At 63.5% G+C, this 24,342-nt stretch carries 16 protein-coding genes; 7 read left to right on the forward strand and 9 right to left on the reverse strand.

Translation table 11 applies throughout. From position 1 onward, the window contains the following. Nucleotides 1-48: 48 nt before the first annotated feature. From BMY06_RS30480 to BMY06_RS40760, 4 genes are all read left to right on the forward strand, one after another. A complete protein-coding gene (locus tag BMY06_RS30480; protein WP_074986868.1) occupies nucleotides 49-1,584 on the forward strand; it encodes an ATP-binding protein in 1,536 nt (511 codons plus the stop codon). Next, nucleotides 1,466-4,492 (forward strand): ATP-binding protein, encoded by a 3,027-nt coding sequence (locus tag BMY06_RS30485; RefSeq protein ID WP_143064444.1) that lies wholly within the window; start codon nucleotides 1,466-1,468, stop codon nucleotides 4,490-4,492. The genes BMY06_RS30480 and BMY06_RS30485 overlap by 119 nt, the downstream gene beginning before the upstream one ends. Before the next feature lie 196 nt (nucleotides 4,493-4,688). Next, the gene (locus BMY06_RS30490) at nucleotides 4,689-4,994 is read left to right on the forward strand and encodes a hypothetical protein (protein WP_065062971.1); all 306 of its coding nucleotides are present in this window, start codon (nucleotides 4,689-4,691) and stop codon (nucleotides 4,992-4,994) included. A 199-nt stretch (nucleotides 4,995-5,193) separates the two neighbouring features. Continuing rightward, entirely contained in the window at nucleotides 5,194-5,436 is a 243-nt protein-coding gene (locus tag BMY06_RS40760; protein ID WP_244144432.1) for a molybdopterin-binding domain-containing protein, read from the forward strand. A gap of 102 nt (nucleotides 5,437-5,538) precedes the next feature. On the opposite strand, the gene BMY06_RS30500 is transcribed toward BMY06_RS40760, so the two are convergent. From BMY06_RS30500 to BMY06_RS30520, 4 genes are all read right to left on the reverse strand, one after another. After that, nucleotides 5,539-5,934 carry a DUF3331 domain-containing protein gene (locus tag BMY06_RS30500; RefSeq protein WP_074986871.1) on the reverse strand — a complete coding sequence of 132 codons (396 nt, stop codon included), beginning with the start codon at nucleotides 5,932-5,934 and terminating at the stop codon, nucleotides 5,539-5,541. Nucleotides 5,935-6,208: 274 nt separating this feature from the next. Beyond that, nucleotides 6,209-7,138: a helix-turn-helix domain-containing protein gene (locus BMY06_RS30510; RefSeq protein WP_065062964.1), complete on the reverse strand. Its 930-nt coding sequence runs from the start codon at nucleotides 7,136-7,138 to the stop codon at nucleotides 6,209-6,211. A gap of 289 nt (nucleotides 7,139-7,427) precedes the next feature. After that, on the reverse strand, nucleotides 7,428-8,087 hold the full coding sequence (locus BMY06_RS30515; RefSeq protein WP_065062962.1) for a response regulator transcription factor: 660 nt from the start codon (nucleotides 8,085-8,087) through the stop codon (nucleotides 7,428-7,430). After that, complete coding sequence (locus tag BMY06_RS30520; protein WP_244144436.1) at nucleotides 8,084-9,874, reverse strand: PAS domain-containing protein; 1,791 nt, start codon at nucleotides 9,872-9,874, stop codon at nucleotides 8,084-8,086. The genes BMY06_RS30515 and BMY06_RS30520 overlap by 4 nt, the downstream gene beginning before the upstream one ends. Between BMY06_RS30520 and BMY06_RS40290 the strand changes: the two genes are divergently transcribed. Next, nucleotides 9,755-10,366, forward strand: a complete 612-nt coding sequence (locus BMY06_RS40290) for a PA domain-containing protein (protein ID WP_244144438.1) — start codon at nucleotides 9,755-9,757, stop codon at nucleotides 10,364-10,366. The two genes, BMY06_RS30520 and BMY06_RS40290, sit on opposite strands and share 120 nt — an antisense overlap. A 175-nt stretch (nucleotides 10,367-10,541) precedes the next feature. Here BMY06_RS40290 and BMY06_RS30525 read toward each other — a convergent pair whose 3' ends face one another. The 3 genes from BMY06_RS30525 to BMY06_RS40295 all read right to left on the reverse strand — a co-directional run bounded on the left by BMY06_RS30525 (nucleotide 10,542) and on the right by BMY06_RS40295 (nucleotide 12,737). Next, a complete protein-coding gene (locus BMY06_RS30525; RefSeq protein WP_244174723.1) occupies nucleotides 10,542-10,922 on the reverse strand; it encodes a response regulator transcription factor in 381 nt (126 codons plus the stop codon). A gap of 138 nt (nucleotides 10,923-11,060) precedes the next feature. After that, entirely contained in the window at nucleotides 11,061-12,002 is a 942-nt protein-coding gene (locus tag BMY06_RS30530) for a LysR family transcriptional regulator (protein ID WP_161495557.1), read from the reverse strand. Between the two features lie 486 nt (nucleotides 12,003-12,488). Further along, on the reverse strand, nucleotides 12,489-12,737 hold the full coding sequence (locus BMY06_RS40295) for a hypothetical protein (RefSeq protein WP_234775262.1): 249 nt from the start codon (nucleotides 12,735-12,737) through the stop codon (nucleotides 12,489-12,491). On the opposite strand from BMY06_RS40295, the gene BMY06_RS30535 reads away from it, so the two are divergent. Then, a complete protein-coding gene (locus BMY06_RS30535; RefSeq protein WP_425199340.1) occupies nucleotides 12,699-17,735 on the forward strand; it encodes an AAA family ATPase in 5,037 nt (1,678 codons plus the stop codon). The two genes, BMY06_RS40295 and BMY06_RS30535, sit on opposite strands and share 39 nt — an antisense overlap. A gap of 120 nt (nucleotides 17,736-17,855) precedes the next feature. Here BMY06_RS30535 and BMY06_RS30540 read toward each other — a convergent pair whose 3' ends face one another. Both BMY06_RS30540 and BMY06_RS30545 read right to left on the reverse strand, forming a co-directional pair. After that, nucleotides 17,856-18,677: an alpha/beta fold hydrolase gene (locus BMY06_RS30540; RefSeq protein WP_065062953.1), complete on the reverse strand. Its 822-nt coding sequence runs from the start codon at nucleotides 18,675-18,677 to the stop codon at nucleotides 17,856-17,858. A 918-nt stretch (nucleotides 18,678-19,595) separates the two neighbouring features. Further along, nucleotides 19,596-23,225, reverse strand: coding sequence for an autotransporter domain-containing protein (locus tag BMY06_RS30545; protein ID WP_074986875.1), 3,630 nt, complete (start codon nucleotides 23,223-23,225; stop codon nucleotides 19,596-19,598). Between the two features lie 421 nt (nucleotides 23,226-23,646). Between BMY06_RS30545 and BMY06_RS30550 the strand changes: the two genes are divergently transcribed. Continuing rightward, entirely contained in the window at nucleotides 23,647-24,330 is a 684-nt protein-coding gene (locus BMY06_RS30550; RefSeq protein ID WP_065063053.1) for a response regulator transcription factor, read from the forward strand. The last annotated feature ends 12 nt before the right edge of the window (nucleotides 24,331-24,342 follow it).

The following is a 24,342-nucleotide window of genomic DNA, read 5'->3' on the forward strand; positions in this document are numbered from 1 at the left end:
CGTCTGCCAACCCGCCGGGCCACCCGGATCGACACGGACGCAACCACCATGACGTCAGCGACCTCTGAGCTTTGCACGTTCGCGTCGGCGCATGAATTCGGCTCCCGGTTCATACGATTCGGCGAAACGGAACTCGACATCGGCATGCGCGTACTTCGCCAGGGTAGCCGCGTGCTGGAACTCGGCTCGCGCGCATTCGACCTGCTCGCGACGCTTGCACAGGCGAGCGGGCGCGTCGTACACAAGGATGAGCTGATAGACAGTGTCTGGCCCGATACGATCGTGGACGAAAATGCACTACACGTGCATCTTTCCACAATACGCAAAGTAATCGGGCAAGACAGCAAGCTTATTGTAACGGTCCCCCGACGCGGCTACCAGTTGATTGCGTCGCCGTCCACGCCGGTGCCCGCAGCGAATTTCGAGGACGACAGCCAACGTACACTGCGTACGGCGATGATGCCGATGCGGCCGGCGCTGCTGGGCCGAGAGACGGCGATCGACGTGATCTGCGCCCTGATGCGCGACACTCGCGTGCTCACACTCGCGGGCCCCGGGGGCATCGGCAAGACGTCGATCGCGCTGGAAATCGCGCATCGCACATCGGGCAGCAACGAAGACGACGTCCACTTCGTCGATGTGTCCGATCAACGCTCGCTGGGCGAAGTCCTGCTGGCGTTCGGCGAAATTGGCCCCGTGGCGCGCGAAGACGGCGAGCCCGATCTCGACACAACGGCCGCCATGCTCACGCGTATTCGCGGCCTGATCGTGATCGACAACGCCGAACACGTCGCCGACCCCGTCGCGCAACTGCTCGAACGCGCGTGCCATTCCGCCAACCCACCGCGCTTTCTCGTCACGAGCCGCCAGCCGCTGCGCATTCCTGCCGAGACGGTTTATCGCGTGACGCCGCTCGCCGTGTCGGGCGAAGCGACCGAGCCCTGTGACGCGAACGGCAGTCCATCGCCCGCGATCGCCTTGTTTCTGCGCCGCCTGTCGCACGACGGCCGGCACCGGGTCATCGACGACGAACTCATGACGCAAGCCGCCGAGATCTGCCGCTGCCTCGACGGCATACCGCTTGCCATCGAACTGGCGGCATCGCGCGCAGCGATTCTCGGCCTGGAGCCTGTCCTGAACAATCTCGCCGATCCGCTGCCCTATCTCGACGGCGGTTACCGCACCGCATGCGCACGGCACAAGAGCTTGCTCGCGTCGATCAAATGGAGCTTCGACATGCTCGAGTCGAGCGAACAGACCGTGTTTCAGCGGCTTTCTGTGTTCGACGGCGCGTTCGACGCCCAGGCCGCGAGTGCGCTCGCAAGCGATGTCAGGATGTCGCCAACGGCGGTGATGCAATGTGTGTCCGAGCTGGTCGATCACTCACTGCTCGACATTCATTTCGACGGCGCGGCAGTAACGTACCGCCTGCTCACGCCTTCGAAATCGTTCGGAAGGCAGAGGCTTGCCGAAGCGGGCGAACTGGCAACGATGGTCGAACGTCGCGCGGACTACTTGCGAAGCGCCGCACGTTCCGCGTCGGCACAGCAAGCCGTTTTGTCACCCGTCTCCTTCCGGTCCTGATCGCATGCCTTCGCTTTCCGAGCCGCCGTCGGCTGTCTTCCAGCTTGGCCACGCGCGCGTCAATCTCCGCGAGCGTGTCCTGCTGCGAAACGGCGAACCGGTCCAGGTGGGCGCGCGCGCCTATGCGATTCTCGAAGCGCTGATCGAAGCGGACGGCGGGCTCGTCACGAAGCACGAACTCCTCGCGCGCGCCTGGCCCGGCGTTGTCGTCGAGGAAAACAATCTGCAGGTGCAGTTGTCGAAGCTGCGCCGCGCGCTGGGCGATGACCGCGCCTGTATCGTCACCGAATCGGGACGCGGCTATCGGCTTCTGGCCGCGCGTGCGAACGAGCGTACACGCAGCGAAATCGCAAACGGCCCACGCAATGTGCCGGGCAACGGGGATCACCCGACACCACCCGCCGCACGACTGCCGAATCTTCCGCCGCCGATTGGCAGGGACCACGCCATTTCGTCGGTGCTCGGCGCGCTGACCTGCGGGCGCGCCTTGACGCTCATCGGATCGGGCGGAATCGGTAAGACCACGCTGTCGATGGCGGTCGCGCAGCGCTTTGAAGCGGAGCGCGGCGGTCACGTCATGGTGATCGAACTCGCGGCGATGGCGACGGCCGACGAAGTCGCCCGCGCCGTCAAGGCCCGACTGTCGGCGCACGGCGCGAGCGGTACGAGCGGCAATTCCGGCTCGCTGCTTCTGCTCGACAACGCCGAACACATGATCGCGGCAGTCGCCGACATCGTGCATCGCGTGCTCGACGACTACCCGGCGTTGCATGTGCTCGTGACGAGCCGGGAAGCGCTGGCGATCGACCGCGAAACACTCATGCCGGTTGAGCCGCTCGCCGTCCCCGAGCGAGAAGCCGACGAGCAGACTGTTCGCCGCCAAGCCGCTGTGCAGCTTTTCATGAAGCGCGTCGAGGCAACAGGCCGCCCTGTTCACGGAGACCCCGAGGAAATCGGCCTGATCGGCGAAATCTGCCGCCGGCTCGACGGCTTGCCGCTCGCGATCGAACTGGCCGCCGCGCGGGTGCCGACATTGGGCGTAGAAGGCGTCCATCGCGGTCTCGCCGATCAATTGACGCTGCTTTCACGGGGTTTTCGCACGGCGATGCCGCGCCATCGCACGCTCCGTGCAACGCTGGACTGGAGCTTCGCGCTGCTCGACTCACGCAGCCGCACGCTGCTGAGACGCCTCGCGCTGTTTACCCGCCGCTTCTCGATCGAATCCCTGTGCGCGGTGGCTTGCGACGCGACATTGCCGGTGAGCACCGTCATCGACGGAATCGGCGAACTTCTGGCGAAATCGCTCGTCAAGGTGTCGTTCGACGGTCCGATCGCTCACTATCGCTTGTCGGAGTCGACGCGCGCCTACGCCCTCGAACATCTCCTCTCGGCGGGCGAAGTCAAGGAAGTATCGGCACGCCATGCACGCGATCTGGCTTCGCGCTTCCGCAACCAGGAAGCCGCCGGAAGCGGGCCGGCGCTCGTCACTGGCGAGCATCCCGAGGACATGCTGGACGACACGCGCAACGCGGTGGATTGGGCCTTTTCTCCCGATGGCGATGTGCGTACAGGCGTGGAGCTTTCGTCCACGCTGGTGAGCGCGCTGCTGGCGCGCGCCAAGCTGGACGAATGCGGCCGCCGCGCCGCGCTGGCGCTTCAGGCACGTCAGGCGCTGCCTGAGCCCGCCATGCCACCCGCTGCCGCGATTCGCCTCAAAATCGCACTCGCCGCCGTGCTGCCGAATCTGGAAGGGCCGGTGGAACGCGCGTGCGAACTCTGGCGCGAAGTGCACGAGCATGCGCTGCGAATCGAAGACGACGGCCTGCGCGCGCGGAGTTACTGGGGATTGTGGAATGCGATGCTCTCTTCCGGCAAAGTCAGCGACGCGCGCCGGTATGCAGAGCAATTCGAACAATTCGCGCGTCAGAAGCATTGCCGGTGGCAGCACATCTTCGCGACGACGCTCGCCGCCACCGCGGCGCACTGCGCCGGCGATCATCATGGCGCGGCCGCGACGCTCGAAGCCGTCGTGCAACATGTTCAAGCCTATCCCAACGATGCGGCCGAGATCCGGCAGTTCGCGGTGGACCCGCTCGCGGTCTGCTACGCGGGGCTGGCCCGTATCCGTTGGCTCGAAGGAGACGTCGGCGAGGCCGCGCGCCTCGCGAGTCGCTCGCTGGATCTGATTCCCGCCGAGACCATGGAGCCGTGGTTTACGCACGTCCTCGGCGTTGTCGCGGCGCCGCTTGCGCTGATCTCGGGAGATCGCGAGCGTGCGCGCCACTATCTGTCGATCATGCGCTCGCAAACGACGCTGCACCGCCTGACTATCTGGCACGAGTTCGGCGAATGCCTCGCCGCCATCCTCCTCATTCACGATGGGGACGTGGTCAGAGGACTATCCAGGCTGGAGCGCACGCTCGACTCGCTGCTGGCGCGAGGGTTCCGGCGCTTGACGTCGCCGCTGATCGTCGAATGCGCGCAAGCGCTCATCAGCGTGGGCCGGACCTCGGATGCGCTCGATCGCTTGCAGGATGCACAGGCATTCTGCGAGATCAACGGCTCTTTTTACTTTATGCCTGAAATCCTGCGCGGCCGGGGTTTATGCGCGCATGCCATGTCCCGCACGTTCGATACCGACCGCCCATACGATGCGCACGCGCTGACGCGTGCAAAGGCGTGTTTTACGAAGGCGATCGCGATGGCACAGTCGCAGGGCGCACGCATGTGGGAATTGCGCGCGACGCTCGATCTGATTAAATTGCCACTTGGTGATGAGGAAGCCAACGAGGCGCGGAATGCCTTGTCGGCGCTTGCGAATCGATTCGATGCGTGCAGCGCGGTGCCGGAGGTGCGCGAGATGTTCGCCCTACTCGCCAGTACCCAGCCATCGCCTGCGCTTTCCTGATCTTTCGTATTCGCACGCTCGGCGAATACGCCACTCCCTTGCCCCATTCCGCCTGCAATAACATAACGCTCCCTCCCCAGCCGCAACCGTGCGTTTTTCATCAACCGGGTGCCAATCCGAAAATGAACGCGTGCGTGCCCCTCGAGAATGGCGCTCGTCGATTCCCGACGATTCAGTTTGCTCACGGAGCTACATCGTGCCCATTCGCTTTCTCGCCTCCTCGCTCGCCGCCCTCGGTGCCTGCCTGATCGTTGCCGTATCGCTGCAGAACGGCGTGGGACTGCGCACCGCGTTAATGAAGGTCGGCGCACAAACGGAATTGCCACTGGAACGCGTGGCAGTCGGTGCAACAAACGCCGACGACACACGCACACCTCGGCGCGAAACGCTGCCGCTCAATTCGTCGACGAGACCGACGCGCGCGCAGCAAAGCCGCCTGTTGCGTCTTCAGGAAACGCCGTCCATGCGAAGCCGCAGAGATGGCTACCAATACTGGACGTAGCAAGTCGCATCTTTTCGCGCTTACTCTCGCTTACTCGTGCTTATTCATGCTTATCCCCGGTTGTGCGTGGCCCGATCCGAAGCACGCATCTTCGTTCGAGTTCTGCGAGAGAAGCGCGAAGGCGGTCGCGTGGGAAGCGACGGAAATGCGCTGCACGCCCGATTCGGCACCAACAGTCCGCGCATGATGAGCGACCTTCATGCCGCCGCAATCGATCGTGAGCGGTTCGAGCATCATCTCGTTCAATCCCTTTCGCGAGCGTGCGCTCGAACGCTTCGCCGCACCGCGAAACCCGATAGAAATGGCAACCTTCGGCTCAACGCCGATCAGCACCGGTCTTGATCGGCATTGGCTTCGTGTTTCCGATCATGATTGGCTGCACCTCTACCAGTACGCGATCTTTCGCGGCCCGGTCGGCCCAACGGCGGAAAGTAACGGATGATGCGTTGAGCGAATGCCCGAGAAAGCCGGATCGGCTCCTCGGGCATCAATGTCAGTTCGAATACACAGATGCGTGGATTCCATTCTGGTTGGCGATCCGCGCTCAGGACAACGCCTCCACGACGTTGCAGTGAAGCATCATGTCGGCATTGATCGCGCGTGGCCGCATGGCTCGCGGCCGATAGACGTCGTCGCCCCGGCGAATCGAGCGACCGGATACCGCGCATACGCCATTGCGACGCGCCCGCGTGCGAAACCACTCCTGATCGCAATATGCGCAACGCGACGGATCGCGCCAGGCCAAGGTCACACGCGTGGCGGTGGCCCGCTCGACGAGCTGAACCGTCAGGCCGGCGACCGGCTGATCGGCGCATCGACGCGCGACGTACCTGCGTGCAGACGGCACCTGAACGCCTTCATATTTCTCCCTCGACAACAAGCCGAGCAAGCCAACCGTCATCTGCCACGGATCGACAATCGTTTGAATCTGCGGAATCATATATTGCACTCCTACATGAGTAGACAATACCGTTGAATGTTTAGCGCGTGCTTTTAAAGAGATTCTTTACTGTTGCCCGGACCGTCAGCCCGCCGAAACTTCCGAGGATCGTTTCGCTCCGTTATCCAAAAACAAGGGGTGCATCCTCGGTTCGCGCATGCTCAACTCCAGAGCGCATTGCGCGAGCGATCGTTCGATGGTGCACGCCTCTTGACCCGCGGAAACCGGACCAAACAGATACTCGGCGCTGCATGCCATAAAGCGGACAATCTGGCTATCGAAGCCCATCGTGATTTTTTCTCCATGAACAGGGCGTCTCGCCAACGAATCGTTTGAATACGGTCGTAAAGTGAGCCTGGGAACGAAATCCGCTGGCAAGCGCAACATCGAGCACATTGTGTTGCGAGCGGAGCAGCATCGACTGCGCATGTTCAATGCGCCTGCGCAGAAGATATTCGTGGGGCCGCAAACCGCTCGCCTGACGGAACTGGGCGGCGAAATGCATGCGCGTGAGTCCCGCACTGTCGGCCATGTCCGCCAGACCAATCGGCTCGCCGAGATGCGCGTCCACATAATCCATCACGCGGGTCATGCGCCATTTCGGCAACTCCGAGGCGCCTCGCGATCCGCGCGACGTGCCTGCATACTGGCTCGCGACAAGGCGCGAAGCAATGGCCAGGCTCACGCTATCGGTGAATACTTTTCCCAGCGCCGCGTCGTGGGTCTGCGAGACCGCCAGCGCCTGACTCAGCCGCTCAATCGCGGGGTCGCGCAGCAAGCTGCCATCGCCAAGCGTGAGTTCTTCACCGGGCGTGCGTCCAAACAGGTCCGCGTAGCATTCCTTCAAAACGCGCTGCGTGACAAAGAGGTGCAGGACGTCGAACTGAGACGAAAAGCGGGCGCGCGCAGCGACACCGGGCGCGCCAATATGCGCTACTCCCGCCGCCACGCGACCGCGAATCAACGGACGCGCCGCATAATCGAAATCGACAACGGTACATTTCAGATTCAGCGCGACACAATGCATCGGCGCCGCGCCGTCGCTCGACACGTCGAGAGGTTCGGAGCAGTGATTCGACCAGCGCAGCACCCGAATTTCGTGCGATGCGTCTTCCACGCTTCCCGGCTGACGCCACTCACGTTCCATTTCGATGGGATAACGCGCCGTGCGCGGTGGCGAGAGGCTGTCGGATAAACTATTCATACGGTGCTCTCCTTTGTCGGCGCAATCCAGAATCGATCAGACCCGCGACGCAGCAAGACAGGTTGTGTGATTAGCCTCTACGTTACCCGACTCAAATATTCGATTCTAGTCGTACAATAGAATGCGCCTCTCGCGTATAAGTTTTACGCACTCATACTATTGTTTAATGCCGCGATATTTTTTTGGCAACGCGAAAAATTTCGCTCGCGAATGAAAACGCCCGGTCATTTTCAAATATAAAAATGAACGGGCGTCGAAAATAAAAACGGTGACGTGAAGCAAACAGTTTTCAGGAATCTTCCGCCGACGATCCGATTCCCAACGTCTTGGCTTTTAGCACAAAGTCAGCAAACGAGTTCGACTCCATCTTTCTCATCGCCTGGCCGCGGTGAATCTTCACCGTAATTTCGCTCAGGTTCATTTCCGCCGCAATCTGCTTGTTGCGCAACCCCGAGGCGACCAGCGCCATCACTTCGCGCTCCCGCTGCGTCAGCGAACCGTAGCATTTGCGCAGATTCGAAACAGAACGATCGGCTGCACGACGCTTTTCATCTGCCGCGAGCGCCTGATCGACGGCATCGAGCATGTCCTGATCGCGAAAGGGCTTGGCGAGAAAGTCCATCGCCCCCGCCTTCATCGCCCTGACCGTCATGGCGATGTCGCCGTGCGCCGTCATGAAGATGATCGGAATGCTTAATGCGCCATCGGCGATCTGTTCCTGAACGGCAAATCCGCTCTGTCCTTTAAGGCGCACGTCGAGAATCAGGCAACTGGGGACATCCGGGCGCTCGAAGGCAAGAAACTCGCGCGCCGAAGCGAATGCCTGCACCGGCAAATCAACCGAGCGCAGCAAATTGCTGACGGCATCGCGCATCGACTCGTCGTCGTCCACGACGTACACCATCCGGTTTGGCTCGGCGTCGCCAGCGCCACCGCGCTGAAGGTTCATGGATTATTCTCCTTTTTTTCAGCATCCAACGGCAGCGTAATCAAAAACCGGGCACCTGCCGCCAATGAATCTTCAAGCGTGATACGGCCGCCATGTGCCTCGATGATCGATCGACAGATCGACAAGCCCATGCCCATGCCATTGGTTTTCGTCGTAAAAAACGGTGTGAAAAGCCGCTCGCGAACATCCTCGGGTACGCCGTTGCCCGAATCTTCGATGCGAAGGTCGACACTGCCCTCGCGCGGCGCGGAAATCGAAATGACGATGCGGTGCGGCTTGCCCGGCAGATCGGCCATCGCCTGCGCCGCGTTCAACAGGAGATTCACGACGACTTGCTGAATCTGGACGCTGTCCGCGTGTACGTGAATCGCATCCGGCGGCGGCTGCACTTCGCAGATCACACCGTGGCGTACCAGTTCCGGCGCCATCATGCTGACCGCCTCTTCAACCATCTCGACCAGCGAGACGCGGCTGAGCGCCGACGGCCGCTTTCGCGCCATCGCGCGAATCTGTCGCACGATGTCGTTCGCCCGGCGCGCGGATTGGATCATCTGGCCGATTGATCGGGAGACTTCGCCGATATCCGGCTCCGGCCTGCCGAGCCAACGCAGCGCCGCGTCGCCCGAGGTGATCACCGCGGCCATGGGCTGCGTCACCTCATGCGCCATCGAAGCGGCCATCTCGCCGAGCGTGGTCATGCGTGTGGCGTGCGCGAGCTCCGCCATCGAACGTGTCAGCGCCTCCTGCGTGCGTTGCGACGATGTCACGTCCATGAGTGCGCCGACGTAGTTGAGATCCGTGGAAAGCGGCGGTCCCGAATGCGCGACGTAATGCACGTATTTAAGCTCGCCGTCGGGCATGATCAGCCGATATTTCAAATCGACCAACGGCGTCGCCATTGCGGCGCCGTGCGCGATTTCAACCTGGCGGCGATCCTCGGGATGAGTACGTTCGAGTATGAGCGCGAGACCGGGCGTCAACGCTGGCGACGGCTCGTAACCGAAGATCCGGTAAGCCTCGGCCGACCAGATCATCTTGCCGTGCACGGCTTCGATGCCGATGCTGCCCGTCTTGCTCAGGCGCTGCGCGTCGACGAGAAACGCCTCGCTTCGCGTGAGCGCATCCTCCGCACGCTTGCGCGCCTCGACGTCCGTATTGACGCCATACCAGCGGCGCACGGCGCAGTCTGCATCGCGCAGCGGTTCGGCGGCGATGTGCATCCAGCGATAGCCGCCGTCTCTCTGGCGCACGCGCGACATATTGTCGAGCGCACTCCCGGAGCGGAGCGCGTCCAGCCAGTCGCGGCGCATCGCGCCGAGATCGTCCGGATGCACGACGGCGTCCCAGAGATCGGCGCCGCGGCCCTCCGTATCGACGCCGGACTCTTGCCAGCGGCGATTGACGTACACCACGTCGCCGTCGCCCGAGGCGCTCCACACCATGCCGGGAATCGTGTCGATGGCCGCGCGCAACTCCGCCTGCTGCGCCTCGATCTCGTTGGCCATCCGCTTTTGCAGCGTGATGTCGTTGTTCGTCGCGAGGATCGCGCGGGGCGCGCCCTTCGCATCGCGCCACACCGCGACGCGGCTCATGACCGTCACCGTACGCCCATCGCGGCGAACGCGTTGCAGTTCGCCGGACCAGCTTCCGCTGTCGAGCAACTTCGCGTGGATTTCGTCGAGCGGCAACGCGGCGCGCGTCTGCGTGAGTTCATGAATGCGCTGCCCCAATGCCTGCTCCGCACTCCACCCGTACAGCGATTCCGCGCCGTGATTCCAGAACGTCACTCGCCCTTCGAGGTCCACGACCAGCACGGCGTCGTGGGTCAGATTCAGCATGTCGATCTGTTCGAGCAGTCGTGCCGTGTTGGAAAGATTGCGCAGCGAAAGTATCGAAGTCGAACCAATGGCGAGCAGGCTCAGCACGCAGCGCGCGATGGCGCCGCCGGCGTAATCGCTGTCGTGCGAAATCAGGAAACCGGCGAGCGTGAGCATCGCCACGATGACCGTCGCGCCCATGACCGCGAGATCGGAGCCGCTGGATGCCACCAGCAGCACGACCACCACGTAGAAAACAGCGACCGCAATATCGAGCGACGTAAAGGCGTCGATACTAAAAACCGTCAGCGCGACGATTGCAGCGAACCAGAAAACGATCGGCCCCTCGGGGAGCGCTCGCTTCGTGTTCGATCGGATCAGGGTTGCATTCACGGGCGGCTTTGCCGGAAACAGGTGGCGGCGCTAAAGAGCGCCGCTCATTTCACCAACATTCGGATGTGAACTGGAAAATCAGGCGAACCCGTATTCAAAACCGGACTGAAACTCGCCATGACACCAGAGACGTTTGCACCTAAAAGCGGCGGGCCGACCAGGTCATCGGCAATCATCTGCTGCGACGATCCGGCGGTTCAGCCCGCGAGCGACCACTCCATTTCGCAATACGTAGCGGGGACGCTCAAACTCCATCCGCATTCTGACCGAGTTTTTCCAGGCATGCGAGTAAGACATCGCCGTCGACCGGTTTGTCGAGAAAACACAGGGCGCCGTTGGCGAGTGCTTCACTGCGGCGCGCCTCCGAGCCGAACGCGCTAATGAAGATGACCGGCGGCGCGCCAGGCGTTTCGTTGAGCCTGCGCTGCATCTCGATCCCATCCATGCCCGGCATCTGAACGTCCGAGATCACGCAATGCACCTCCCTCAGACCATCCGCGCGCAAAAACGCCTCCGCCGAAGCGTAGTCCCGCACCTTGCAACCCAGGGAGCGAACGAGACTGCACGTTGCGACGCGGACATTTTCGTCGTCGTCGACAATGGAAACAATCATGGGGGTTTGCAAGCGAATAGTCCTCGTCCAAAACGGCAATTCGGGCGGGGCATAGAAGGGCTGACCGCTCACGTTCGTTATCTTAGACAGGTGTGCGATCCAATAACACTATATTTCGATCTGGTGCAACTATATCTAAGTATGGTTGGGTCAGTGCGGGACGCGGCGCGCGGTCATGTCGGCCTGCGCGCCATCCGGCGGGCCGTTGAGTTCCTCGGTCACCCGACTGACGGCAAAGTCGATGAAGCTTCGCACCCGCATCGGCATGGGCGCGCGGCGAGGATAGCAGAGCATCACCTTGCTGCGCTCGCTCGTATGTTCCGGCAAGACCTGCACAAGCCGCCCCGCGTCGAGTTCCCGGCGCACGAGATACTGGGGAATCTGCGCGATGCCCACGCCCGCGAGGGCGGCCTGGATGATGGCGCCGTCGTCATTGAATGTGGCCACGGCGTTGATCTGGCCACGCGGGCTCTCGCCGCTGCCCGCCGGATCCCATGTGCGCGCTCTTGCCGAGCGCGTGTCGCAACGGCCAATGCAGCGATGCCGCCCGAGGTCGTCGGGCGTTCGGGGCGCGCCGCGCTGGCGCAGGTAGTGAGGCGCGGCGCAATGCACGAGCCGCAGCGGACCGAGCGAGCGCACGACCCAGCGGCATTCGGGCTCGCTACCCACGCGCACGGCGACGTCAATCTGTTCGTCGAGCACTTCGTTGTGCCGCTCGTCGATCGACACATCGAATTCGATCTCCGGATGCCGTTCGCTGAATTCCGCGATCAACCGCGTGAGCATGGCGCTGATGCTCGGGGCTCCGCCAATCCGGATCACGCCGCGCAGGTCGGTATTCGAGCGGCAGACTGCGCTCATGCTCGACTCGATCATCTGAATGCCCTGGCTCAAGGGCGTGAAGAAAAGCGTGCCCTCTTCCGTGAGGCTCACGCGGCGTGTCGAACGATTGAACAATTGCACCCGCAGTGCGCCCTCCAGTTCCGACACCGCACGGCTCACCGCCGGCGTGGACAGTCCCGATGCGCGCGCGGCTTGCGTAAAGCTGCCCAACTGTCCCACCGCGATAAAAGCCTTGAGTGATTTGAACATGTCCATCGCGAGTCCCTCCACGTGTGGTTAGCGCCGCGCACCATGCCGGATTGCGCGTGCTGGCGATGGAGCGATGATGGACAGACAGGCGGCGGGACGTGCGCGAATTGGCCGCGCGTTTATAGATTCGCACGGTCATCCGCCGCTCGTCCGGCATTCTGGCGAACGCCCGGCTCCCCTTGCACCAATAATGCGCACAATGGCCCGTATCAACATCGCCGGGCGCGACCCGCGCCGCATGCGTGGCCGTCGCCCCGAGAGCCACGCGTGACTCGCACCGGTCGGCTCTTACGCGCATCGAATATTTTCCCGTGCTACTTTTGGCGCTCTTCTCGACGAAGTCTTTGCCGCCACATTTTCGATGCAATCCAAGGCGAAGCGCGCGACGGTCATGTAACGACTTGTCTGCGGCGGCAGGACTTCATGAAGAAGACGTAGCGAAGTATCGATACACCAGCAGCGCGGCCGGATGCGCGTCAGACACTGTCACGCCCTGGCTGCCGGCTTTTTATCGATTGTCCAGAAACTCGACATACGCATGGCCGCAAAATGACCACGCAAGGCACGCCTTCCCGCTCGTCCGATACGTCGATCGAAGATCGCGATGCAGACGGCGCGGGAACCACAAGAAAGCCCTTTGACATCGCCTGGTTCGACGGGTGCCACAAGCACGAACTCGATCACTCGGACGGTGTCGTGACCGGCCTGCTCACCGAGCGCGCCGGCGATCGCCATTGGCTCGCACGCTATGAAACGCATTCGTCCGCTTCCGCATCCGAGCGCCTGAAGCGCGAACTGGAATGGAGTGCGCGAATCCGCTTGCCGTGGGGATTGCCGCAAATCGCCACGCTCTGGCAGGACGAGCGCGTCATCGTCATCTACCCGCTGTCGTCCACGGCAACGCTAGCATCGAATGTCGATCCCCGGCAGTTGACGATCGACGCGTTCTTGCGGATCGCCATCGGTGCAACGCGCGCGCTGAGCGACGCGCATGCCGCGGGAATCTGCCACGGCGACCTGCGGCCCGCGTGCATCGTTCTCGGTGACGACGGCACGGTCAGTCTGATCGGCTTCGATCCCGAAGCCCCCAAAGCGTATCGCGAGCGGCTGAGCGCCCAGCCATTCCTCGCGCCCGAGCTTGGCATCATCGATGCGGAGCCTGATCATAAGCGCGAAAAGAGCGCCGATCTCTACGCCCTCGGCGTCACGCTTTATGCGCTGCTGGCCGGGGCGCTGCCATTCACGGCCGAAAGCGCGGCCGGCTGGTATCACGCGCGCCTTGCGGTCGAGCCGCTGCACCCTTCGCGGCATCGGCCCGATGTGCCCGATATTCTGTCCGTCGTGTTGCTCCGGCTGATGGCGAAAGATCCGCTCGAACGCTACACGAGCGCCACGCAAGCGCTAGCGGACCTGCAACTCATTCGCGACGCGATCCGTTTGCATGGCCATGAAACGCCTCTTGCCGCCGATGCCGCCGTCTCATCGCGCTTGCTCAGCATGTCGAGCATGCTCTTTGGCCGCGCCGCGGAGAAAGCCCACCTCGACCGGGCGCTCGCGCGCGTGGTCGAGACCGGAAAAACCGAGCTGGTATTCATCTCCGGCAGCGCGGGATCCGGAAAATCGGCGCTCGTCGAGTCGCTGTTCAACGACGTACGACGCCGCGCCTTTCGCTATGCCTCCGGTAAAGCCGACAAGCAACGCTCCGGCATTCCGTATGCGCCTGTCGTGCAGATCGTCCGCACGCTGACGCTCGAATTGCTTGGCGCGGATGACGACCTGCTGGCCGCCGTTCGCGAGCGCTGGATCGCGCTCCTCGAAGGCCAGGGACGGGCAGTCGCCGAACTCGTGCCCGAAGTCGAGCACATCATCGGACGGTGCACGCCGCTTGCCGAGGTCGCGGGTCCGCTCGCGCAGACGCGCCTGATTCGCGCACTGCTGAATACGATCGCTGCATTCGCCTCGCCGGGCGCACCTGTCGTGCTGTTCGTCGACGACCTCCAGTGGGCCGATCCGGCCTCGCTCAGCTTCCTCAAAGCCTTCTCCGCAGAACCGCCGCCAAACGTGTTATTGCTTTGCGCGTGCCGCGAGTTTTCCGCCGAACAGGTCGGTCAACTGCAATGGCAACACGCGTTGCGCGATAGCACGACGATGCATCTGACACACGTGCCGCTGCACTCGCTCTCCGTGGCGAACCTGGCCGCGCTGATTGGCTTCACGCTCGGTGAATCGGCCGATCGCGTCGAAGCGCTCGCGCGCGCCGTGCATGCGAAGACGGGCGGCAATCCGTTCTTTTCCCGCCAGCTTCTGCGCATGCTCATCGACGATGAGGTACTGAGATTCAGCGTCAAGAGCGGCGCGTGGACGTGGGATGAGACGAGCATTGCGCAACGGCTCTACTCGGATAACGTCATCGACCTGCTGGTACGCCGCATAGAACGTTTCCCGCCCGAAGGCACGAAGCTGCTGGAAAGTCTGGCCTGCGTGGGAATTCGCTGTGAAACGGGATTGCTCGCTGAAATCAGCGGCCTGTCGAATGACGAGGTGCATCACACGCTTCGTCCTTTTGTCGACGCCAATCTGCTCGTGCAGGATTCCGACTCCTACGCGTTCCAGCACGATCGCGTATTGGAGTCGGCTTACTCGCGCATCGACTCCGCGTCGAAGCCGCTGCATCACGCGCACATCGCCTCGGCCATGATCGGCTATTGGCAGTCCAGACTCGCCGAGTACGCGTTCGAGATCGCGAGCCAGATCGAGCGCGCCGCCATGGACGCCCTGTCGCCAGACACACGCGTCGCGTACGTGGGTATTCTCATCCTCGCGGGCAAACGCGCGCGCAATGCGGCCGCGCTCGACCAGGCAACGGTATATGCGAATATCGCGCTCGCGATGGTGGACGAACCCTGGTGGTCGAGCCATTACGATCTCGCCTATGGGGCGAAACTGCAGTATTGCGAGTGCTCGCTGGCGCAAGCGGCCCTCGTCGACGCTCAACGCGGCGTGGACGATTTGCTTGCGCACCCGCTCACGCCGCTTCATCGGGCCGACGTGCACCGGCTAAAGGCCGTCCTGAAGACCGTCCAGTCCGACTACGAGGGCGCGTTGTCGGCCGCGCTGGCCGGGCTGGCGCTTCTCGATGTCCATCTACATCGCGCGCCAACCGCAGAACAGATGCGGCGCGCCTGCGAGTCCGCCCAACGCGCGCTCAAGAACAAAACGATCCACCCCATGCGGCACCTGCCGCGCTGCGATGACCCGCGAATCCAGGTCATCATGGGGCTGCTCGCCACCATGACTTCGTCGTTTTTCGTCACCGACGGCGTTGGCATTCTGCATCTCGCCAAGATGGTCGAACTCACGATCGAACATGGCGTGACGCCCGAGTCTCCCAGCGGCCTGGCGTGGTTTGGCGTCCTTTTTGCGGGTATGTACGACGCCCCCGACGCAGGCTATGAATACGGCCAGGCCGCGCTGGCGCTGATCGACCAGCACGGTTTCGAAGCGCAGCGCGTGGCGACGCTCGTCGCAATCGACCAGGTCAGTGTCTGGACACGTCCCCTTTCGTTTGCCCTCGGCTATGCGCGCCAGGCGAGAGCGCTCGGACGCGCCTCGGGGGACATCGGAATGGCGTGCTATGCGTGCAATCACATCGTTTCCGACCTGATCGCCATGGGCGAGCATCTGTCCATCGTCGATGACGAAGTCGAACGCGGCCTGGAACTCACGGCCATCATTCGCTATCGGGATATCGAAGCCGTGCTCCAGGCGCAGCGCGACTTTGCGCGGGCCTTGATGAGCGCAGCGCCAGCGAGCGAAATCGATACCGACAATGCGTCCACGCAACGGTTGGAAAAACGCGAAGTCGATAACCTGGCCTCGGTCTCCCAGATCGCCCGATTCTTTATCTTCTTCTACGGCGGCCTGACGAAGATTTTCGCCAGGGATTTTGCTGCGGCATTTTCCCTGCTGGATAAGGCCGCCGATCTCGCCTGGACCGTCCCCGCACACATCAACGTTGCCGATTCCAGGCTGTATCGCGCGATCGCTTTCGCGCATGCAGAAAACGTGTCCCCGACAAACGCTCTCGTTGAACTCTCCGGGCATCGAAGCCAGTTCGTGAAATGGGCCAATCGAAACGGTGCCACGTTTCGCAACAAGCTTCTTTTGATCGAAGCGGAAATCGCGCGCCTTCGCGGCGACGTGATGGCTGCGCTGATCGCCTACGAGCATTCCGCGCGGGCGGCGGAAACGGTGGGCTTCGTTCACGAGCAAGGTCTCGCTCATGAACTGGCCGGCGAGCTTTACCTGTCGCAGACGCTGGAATCGTCCGCGATGTATCACTTGCGTCAGGCGGCCGCCTGCTACCGCCGTTGGGGCGCGGTGAACGCGGAACAACGGCTCCATGAGCGGCATGCATCGCTGCTCGGCAACACGGCCGAACAGACCGAGGTCGAGGCGCCCTCGCGCCAGCAACCGTTCGTCGATCTGGGCATCGAAACGGCGAAGATCATTTCTGGCGAGGCCGTCACGGAACGGCTGGTCGAAAAGCTGCTGAACGGCATCGTGGTCTACGCGGGCGCGCAATACGGACTCTTGTTGCTTTCGCACGATGACGGGCTCAAGGTCGTCGCGATGGCGCGCGTGGAGTCGACCAAGGTGGTCATCACGCACGGCAACGCCGCACCGGACGACGATGCGTTGCCATTGGCCGTTCTCAACAGCGTCGTTCGCACCCGCAACACGCTCGTATTCGCGGATGCCGGATTCGAGTCCCCATCATTGCGATCCCGCGTGGGCGCCGGGCGCGTGCAGCGCTCGGTGCTGTGCACGCCGCTGCTACGGGGAGGCTCGCTCGTCGGCGTCGTCTACCTCGAGAACAATCTCGCGCCCGGCGTATTCGACCCGACGCGCGTGACGGATCTCGAAGTGCTCGCGCCTCAGGTGGCCGTGTCTCTCGAAACGGCGCGGCTGTATGAACGGCTCGTCGACGAAAGCGATCACCGTCTGAATGCGGAAATCAGCCTGCGGGCCGCGCGCGATGAACTCGCGCGCACGGCTCACCTGACCGTGATGGGCAACGTGGCGGCCTCGATTGCGCACGAAGTCAATCAACCGCTCGCGGCCATCACCACCACGGTCGATGCGAGCCTGCGCTGGCTGCAGCGTGCCCCCGCGGATCTGGAGGAAGTGACGTCGGGGCTCATGCAGATCAAGCGCACCAGTCTGCGCGCGCTCGAAATCATCCGCGCGTTGCGGGCGCTCGCCAAGCAGGCGCCTGCGGTGCTCGCACCCATGCGCGTCAACGACGTCGTGCGCGATGTCCTGGACTTGCTTCAACCCGAAGCGGAGGCGAGGCAGGTCAGCGTCGTGAGCCTTCTCGACGCTGCCGACGCGACGGTCGAGGCCGATCGCATACAGCTCCAGCAAGTCGTGCTGAATCTGTTCACGAATGCCGTCGAAGCGATGAGCGAGACCGCCGTGGACAGGCGCACGCTCACGATATCCACGCTCGTCGAGGGCGCGCAGGTCGTCATGTCCGTGCGCGACCACGGCGCCGGCATTCCGGACCACGTGATGGAGAGAATCTTCGAGCCGCTTTACACGACGAAGTCCACCGGCATGGGGATGGGGCTCGCCATTTGCCGCTCCATCGTCGAGGCGCATCATGGCACGCTCGATGCCTTCGGTCTTGACGATGGCGCCGAGTTTCGAATGACCTTGCCCATCGCCTGAGCGAGCTCGCCGGTCTCGCTGCCAACGGCATATCAGGCAATCTGCTGTGTCGATGCAAGCGACGGTGCTGCAACACGCTGCGCCTGCCGCACCACATGGGCCGACAGGCGCACGCCGGCATCAGCTCGCGATGAAGTCGAGCAGCGCAGCGTTGACCTGATCGGCGTGGGTCGTGCACAGACCATGCGGCGCGCCTGCGATGACTTCGAGCTTGCCCGTCGGCACGCGTTGCGCCGAAAGCCGGCCCGAGTCGTCAAGGGGCACGATCTGGTCGGCGTCACCCTGAATCACGAGCGTCGGAATCGTCATCTTCTTGAGGTCGTCGTTGAAGTCGGTCTCCGAGAAGGCCTTGATGCAGTCGTAAGCGCTCTTGATCGAGCACTGCATGCCCGCCAGCCAAAACGCGTCGATGGTGCCTTGCGACGCCTTCGCGCCCGGCCGATTGAAGCCATAGAACGGCAGCGCGAGGTCCTTGAAGAACTGCGAGCGATTCGTGCGCACGCCCGCGCGGATCTCGTCGAAAACGGACAGCGGCAAGCCGCCCGGATTCGCATCGGACTTGAGCATGATGGGCGGCACCGCCGAAATCAGCACGGCCTTCCTCACACGCTGCGTGCCATGCCGACCGATGTAGCGCGCCACTTCGCCGCCGCCGGTCGAATGACCGGCCAGCACGGCGTCACGCAGATCAAGATGCTCGATCAGCTGAGCGAGATCGTCGGCGTAATGATCCATGTCGTTGCCCGCCCATGGCTGGCTCGACCGGCCATGGCCTCGACGGTCATGCGCGATAACACGGAAACCACGCTCTGCCAGAAACAGCATCTGCGCGTCCCAGGCGTCGGCGTTCAGCGGCCAGCCATGCGAAAAGACAATCGGCGTCCCGTTGCCCCAGTCCTTGTAAAACAGTTCCGTGCCGTCCTTGAGTGTGAGCGTCGTCATGATGTAACTCCTATTTCCCTGGATTGAGCGACATCAGCGCCGCATTGCGGTGTGCGTTTCGTGTCCACGAATGAAGCGCTGTGTTGCACGGTCCGCCGGATCGTCCGGCGTTGCGACGCAGTATTGATCAGTCGACGGAACGCCTGTTGCGCGGGCCACCGCTTCTTTGCGAATTTGCACGCTCATGCAACCGCTGATCGACATGTTTTATCGCTCAGCGAGTTTTCGGGGGCAAGAAACATCGCCGATTGCTGCCACAGTGACCGCTGCTTTAGATAAGATCGCGAAGGAGTCGAAGCTCAACGAGCTTCGCGCGAAGCGCTGGCGAAAGTAGCAACCTATTTAAAAAGGTCGGTTCCTCGAATCTATATTGCTTCAACGACCGCTCTTTAGAATTCTGAAGGGCCCTTGCGGGTCGCTATGCGCTTTCCGCCTTGTCTGCGAGCTCTCATGAAATGCGCTTGGGCTGTGAACGCCGAAATTGCGAAGCTGTTGACGCGAACTCCGCCTGCACCATCCCAAATCAAAGGCTATAGAAGCTGGTGCAGCGCGCTCCACGGCTTCATCGCTGTCCGGGATGGGGAATCACCAGATCACTGACCAGAAAGCAAATCTATAGAGTAATCCGAATAAAGTACTCTACAGACCTAACGTGGACTAATCAGAAAATCTCGGAGAAATAAGAAATCGCCACCGATAGCAAACTCATCCTTCAGGGCTGCTTCTGCTGGGACCGCCAGCGAACCATACCGTTCTGACTCGATCAGTAATCAATCCACGCATATCGTGCGCTCGCCGACGCAAGCGACGAAGCGGCCTTGCTGACGGCGCGTGACCACAACCTGCTGCGCGAATCGAAACCGCACCCGGGTTACCCGCCGGACAGATGGCACGATCGAACAACCCGCTTCCAACCCGTCAAAACAGCCAGTCCACCTTCACCGATCCGCCTTGAGCCGATGCATGATCCGTGTTGATCAGTGCGTTGTAGTCGAGTGACACGGTGCAGTTCTTTGCCGGCTTCATGCCAATTCCGATACCCGCGGTCAGATAACCTCTCGGCAAGCTCGTTCCCGCCGCGGTAAACAGCGTGCCATCCTGCGACGACACACTGATCGCACGTCCCCCGTCCAGCACCTCCCGCGCGTAGCCAACGCGGACTTGCACATCGACCGGTCTGAACGCATCGCCGAACGCCCGCTTCAGCGCGACCTCCGCATACGGTTGGAGACTGCGGACATTGTCGGTGCCGACCGTGAGATCCTGACCGCCCGCGCCGCTCTCATCGAAGCCATTGGCGTGCAGCCACGCATACCGTACGCCGATTCGCGGCGTCAGCACGAAGCCTGCGAGACCCATCGGCATGCCCGCCTGTGCCGCGCCCGTGAATTCCTGGCCGATGTGGTCGCCACTCGCCGTGCCGATGCCAGCGAACGGACGCTTTTGCGCCATGAAATCCAGCCCATAGCCCAATGTCCCCGCGAGGCTGACCGGCCCGAGCCAGCGCCGCGCATAGATCAGCCCGCGCAACGCGTCCACGGTACCGGAATCGCCCGTCGCCTGTTCGCTCAGGTCGATATGCTGATAACCGCCCGCCACGCCGATCAGATCGTCATCGACCGAGCGGTCGAATCCGGCCAGAAAGCCATATTGATTCGCCTGAAATCCGGGTCGGCCGTCCGTGCCATCCACGTCGGTCTGCGCACCGGTTGCCACCGCCCAGCCGCTCGCATTGCGCCCACTCGCGCCGGCAGGCCGGTCGTCGAGACGATCCATCAAGGCGGACGTCACGCCCTGTGCGTTCATGACGGTCGCGGTACCGACTGCCGTGTAGATACTTGTGTCGGTGGGCGCGACCACGGTGACGTTCACGCTCGTCGGCGCGGCGCTCGCGAGGGTGAGCACGACGTCGTTCGCGCCATAGGTCAGCGACGATTCCAGCGTGCCGAGCGTTGCGCCGCTCGCGAGCGTCGATGTCGTCGACGAAAACTGGCCGCTCACGCCCTTGCTGGCGGTGAGCAGCGTGTATTGCGTCGACGTGTACGTGCCCGGATCGTAGGTGATCGCGAGTACACCGTTGAGCGTCGCACTGCCGTTGACGCGCAATTGCGACGCGGCGCCCGGACTGACTTCGATCGCAAGCGTGGCCGTTGCCGTCTGCGTGTAATTCCCGCCGATGGTCAACGTGCCGATCGATCCGCCGGGCGCAACGGTGCCGTCGTTGCTGACGTCGCCGAGGATCGTGCCGTGACCGCGCAAGGTCGCGTCGCTGTCAACGTCGACGTCGCCGCCGAGCACCGCCTGCGCGTTGTCGGCATCGCCCACCTCCAGCAGTCCTGCGGACACTTCGGTCGTGCCGGTGTACGCCGAACTGTCGCCATCGAGTATGAACGCGCCCGCGCCCTGTTTGATGAGCTTGCCCGATCCGGTGAAACTACCCGAGAACACGCCGTCCGCGCCGGACAGCGTGAGCGTGCGCGTTCCGATGCTCACGCTGCCCGTACCCGACAGGTTGCTCAGAACCGCGCCCACAGTGGTCGCCGAAATATCGAGCACGCCGTTGTCCGCCACGCCGCTCGTCTGCGCGATGCTGCCTTGTCCCGAGAGCGCCAGCGTCGCGCCGCTCGCGATAGTCGTGGCGCCGCTGTAGCTGTTGGCGTTGCCAAGCGTTTGTGTGCCGCCCGTCACGCTCAAGCCGCCGGTACCGGAGATCGCGCCGTCGAATGTGCCGCTCGCCTGCGTCACCGAGAGCGGGCGGGCGCCGAGCACCACCGCCCCCGATCCGGTGAGCGCCGTGATGGACGCACCGCCTGTAGTGGCCGAAATGTCGAACGTGCCATTGTCGATCACGCCAGCGGACTGCGCGATGCTGCCCGCGCCGCTCAACGCGAGCGTGCCGGCGCCGATCGTCGTCGTGCCCGTGTAGGTGTTGGCGCCCGTGAGGGTGAGCGTGCCGCCGCCCGCCAATGCAAGACCGCCCGTGGACGCGAGCGTTCCCGCCACGCTCGCCGTGTCGCCGGAGGCGACGGTCCAGGTCGACACGCCGCTCAACGTGAAGTCGTTGGCGAGACTCAATCCCGTCGCGCCGAACATCAGCCCCGCGCCGTCGGACAGGGCCACGCGACCCGTGCCCAATGCCGTGCTGCTGCCGATGACGAGTGTGCCGGACTGAATCTGCGTGCCGCCGCTGTAGCTGTTGTTGCCGGACAGCGTCAGCGTTTGCGAGCCCGCCTGGATCACGCTGCCCGATCCGGAAATCGCGCTCGAAAACGTGGTGGCGGCGCTCGCCTCGTCGAATACGAGCGTGCCGTTGTCGACCACCGCGCCGGCGATCTGGCCGTCCGTCGCGCCGTCGCCCAGCCGCAGCGTGCCGGCGTCGATCGTCGTGCCGCCGGTATACGTGCTGACGCCGGTCAGCGTGAGCGTGCCGGTGCCGCCCACGATCACACTGCCCGCGCCCGTGATCGCGTTGCTCAACGTCTGCGCGCTCGTCTGGTTGAACAGGACGCTGCCCGCATCGATCGCGATGTTGCCGGTCAACGTCGAGCCCGTTTCGAGCGTCAGGGCGTTCGTGCCGCCGGTGAATTCGATCGCGTTGGCGGTTCCGCCGAGGCCGCTGCCGCCGGAAATCGTGCCGCTGTTCGTGATGCTCAGCGACGCCCCGACGATCCCCTCGCCCCCGCCGCCTTGCTGCCCTCCGTCACTACTGCCGCCCGTACCGCCAGCGATCGTGCCAGTATTGACGATGACCGTGCCGGCCGTGCCCGTCACGTCGACACCATCGCCGCCTCCGCCCCCGCCGCCCACGCTGCCGCCCACGCCCCCGTTGCCGCCCGCGCCGCCCGCGATGGTCCCGCTGTTCGTGAGGCTGCCATCGACCATCGACAGGCCGACGCCGCCTCCGCCCCCGCCGCCGTTGTACTCGTAGGTACCGCTGCCGCCGGCGCCGCCCGCGCCGCCCGTCACGGTGGTTGCGTTGATCAGGCTCGCGGACGCGGTGGTCGAGTCGACGCCCGCGCCGCCGCCGCCGCCGCCGCCGTCGAATGCCCCCTGGCTCCCCACTCCGCCGCCTGCGCCGCCGGCCTGTCCGGTGATCGCCGTACTGCCCGTAGTCGAGGCGCCCGCAGCGCCGCCCACACCGACGGTACCGGTCATACCGGGCGACGCATAAGCAAAGATGCTGCCGTCGCCACCGCTGCCGTTGGCGCTTGCGCTGCCAGTCGCGCCAGTCAGGCCGCCGCCACCGCCGCCACCGTTGCCACTCCCGCCAACGCCCCCATCACTGCTCCCCTGGCCTCCCGTGCTGTCCGCACGCGCGATCGGCGTCACGGCGATGCAACTCGCGGCCATGAGCACCGCACACACGCCTCTCAAAGGCGACGGCACACACGCGCCGCGGACGCCGCGGACTTCGCCACGCATCGCCGGCCGCGCGCTCACGCCCGTCCGGCTGTTCAGACCGTTCCCGCGACGATTCCCCGCCAGTTCCGATGCGACCCGCCACGCATTCGCGGCGGCGCACCAGACAATCCGGTAGATGTGGTTCATGGTTTGTTCCCCGTAGGCGGTGGCCTCGCGTGGTGTCTGCGCGCGCGTCCCACCGTGTTTGTTTTCGTCGTCGGCCGGTGTCAGCCTTTGTCTGGGCTTGCGGTGACGCCCTATGCCGTCACGTACGCGCGTCATGAACGCGCCGCCAACCTGCGGACCGGCGCGAAAAAGCGCAAACTTTCAATGCAAAACCGTCGAGCGCAGGGTAGTAGCTCCGCCCCGATCGTCCCATCGTCTAAACCAGGTATTTCGCGCGCATGCTGCTCTCGCAGGACCGGAAAAGGCGACGGCAAGTCCATCCGCCCGGGTATCATCGGCAACACCGGCTCCCTGCTGGATTCCGCGCGCCTTCGGGCATCACCGGCTTGCGCGCCAGCAACGGGATCTCCAACTGTTGCGTCTCGTCGGCAACCTGTTCCCCATGACCTCAGCTTCAGACGACCGCCCCGAATCCTTCCTGCCCAGCCCGCTTTTACTCGTCGAAGACGAACACCTGATGCAGTTGCGTCTGCGGTCGATTCTTTTAGGACTGGGATATGGCGAGCAGGAAATCTCGATCGCCGGGAGTCTTGCCGAGGCCCGCACGATCCTCGCCGAGCAACCGTTCGCCCTGACGCTGATCGACATCGGCCTGCCCGACGGCAGCGGTGTCGATCTCATACACGAGCTTCATGCTCGCGACCCGGCATTGCCGATGCTGGTAATCTCCGCGTGGAGCACGGAACAGACGATCGTTCAGGCGCTCCAGGCGGGCGCCTCGGGGTATGTGCTCAAGGAACGCGACGATGTCGAAATCGCGGCCTCCATTCGCAGTGCACTGCGCGGCGGCGCGCCGATCGATCCGTTCGTCGCGCGGCATATTCTGGGCCTCGTGCGCGCCGCGGAAGTTCGTGCGAACGCGCCTCCCGCGCCGCCGCTGAGCCCGCGCGAGACCGAAATTCTCGGCCTCGTGGCGAAAGGGCTCACCAATCGCGAGATCGCCGCGCTGCTCTTTCTATCGACCCTGACCGTCGCATGCCATATCCGCAATATCTACAAAAAACTGGCCGTCAGTTCGCGGACACAGGCGGTCTTCGAAGCCCGCACGCATGGTTTGCTGCCCTGAGGCGCATCCTGA

The sequence above is a fragment of the Paraburkholderia tropica genome (genome assembly GCF_900109265.1).
GTDB lineage: Bacteria > Pseudomonadota > Gammaproteobacteria > Burkholderiales > Burkholderiaceae > Paraburkholderia > Paraburkholderia tropica.

Coding starts and splice junctions, on each gene's coding strand:
- BMY06_RS30545 (WP_074986875.1), bottom strand. CDS start 23,225: ATGAACCACATCTACCGGATTGTCTGGTGCGCCGCCGCGAATGCGTGG.
- BMY06_RS40760 (WP_244144432.1), top strand. CDS start 5,194: ATGCCGCCGCAATCGATCGTGAGCGGTTCGAGCATCATCTCGTTCAAT.
- BMY06_RS30530 (WP_161495557.1), bottom strand. CDS start 12,002: ATGTTCAAATCACTCAAGGCTTTTATCGCGGTGGGACAGTTGGGCAGC.
- BMY06_RS30515 (WP_065062962.1), bottom strand. CDS start 8,087: ATGAACCTTCAGCGCGGTGGCGCTGGCGACGCCGAGCCAAACCGGATG.
- BMY06_RS30480 (WP_074986868.1), top strand. CDS start 49: ATGACGTCAGCGACCTCTGAGCTTTGCACGTTCGCGTCGGCGCATGAA.
- BMY06_RS30510 (WP_065062964.1), bottom strand. CDS start 7,138: ATGAATAGTTTATCCGACAGCCTCTCGCCACCGCGCACGGCGCGTTAT.
- BMY06_RS40295 (WP_234775262.1), bottom strand. CDS start 12,737: ATGGCGATCGCCGGCGCGCTCGGTGAGCAGGCCGGTCACGACACCGTC.
- BMY06_RS30500 (WP_074986871.1), bottom strand. CDS start 5,934: ATGATTCCGCAGATTCAAACGATTGTCGATCCGTGGCAGATGACGGTT.
- BMY06_RS30540 (WP_065062953.1), bottom strand. CDS start 18,677: ATGACGACGCTCACACTCAAGGACGGCACGGAACTGTTTTACAAGGAC.
- BMY06_RS30550 (WP_065063053.1), top strand. CDS start 23,647: ATGACCTCAGCTTCAGACGACCGCCCCGAATCCTTCCTGCCCAGCCCG.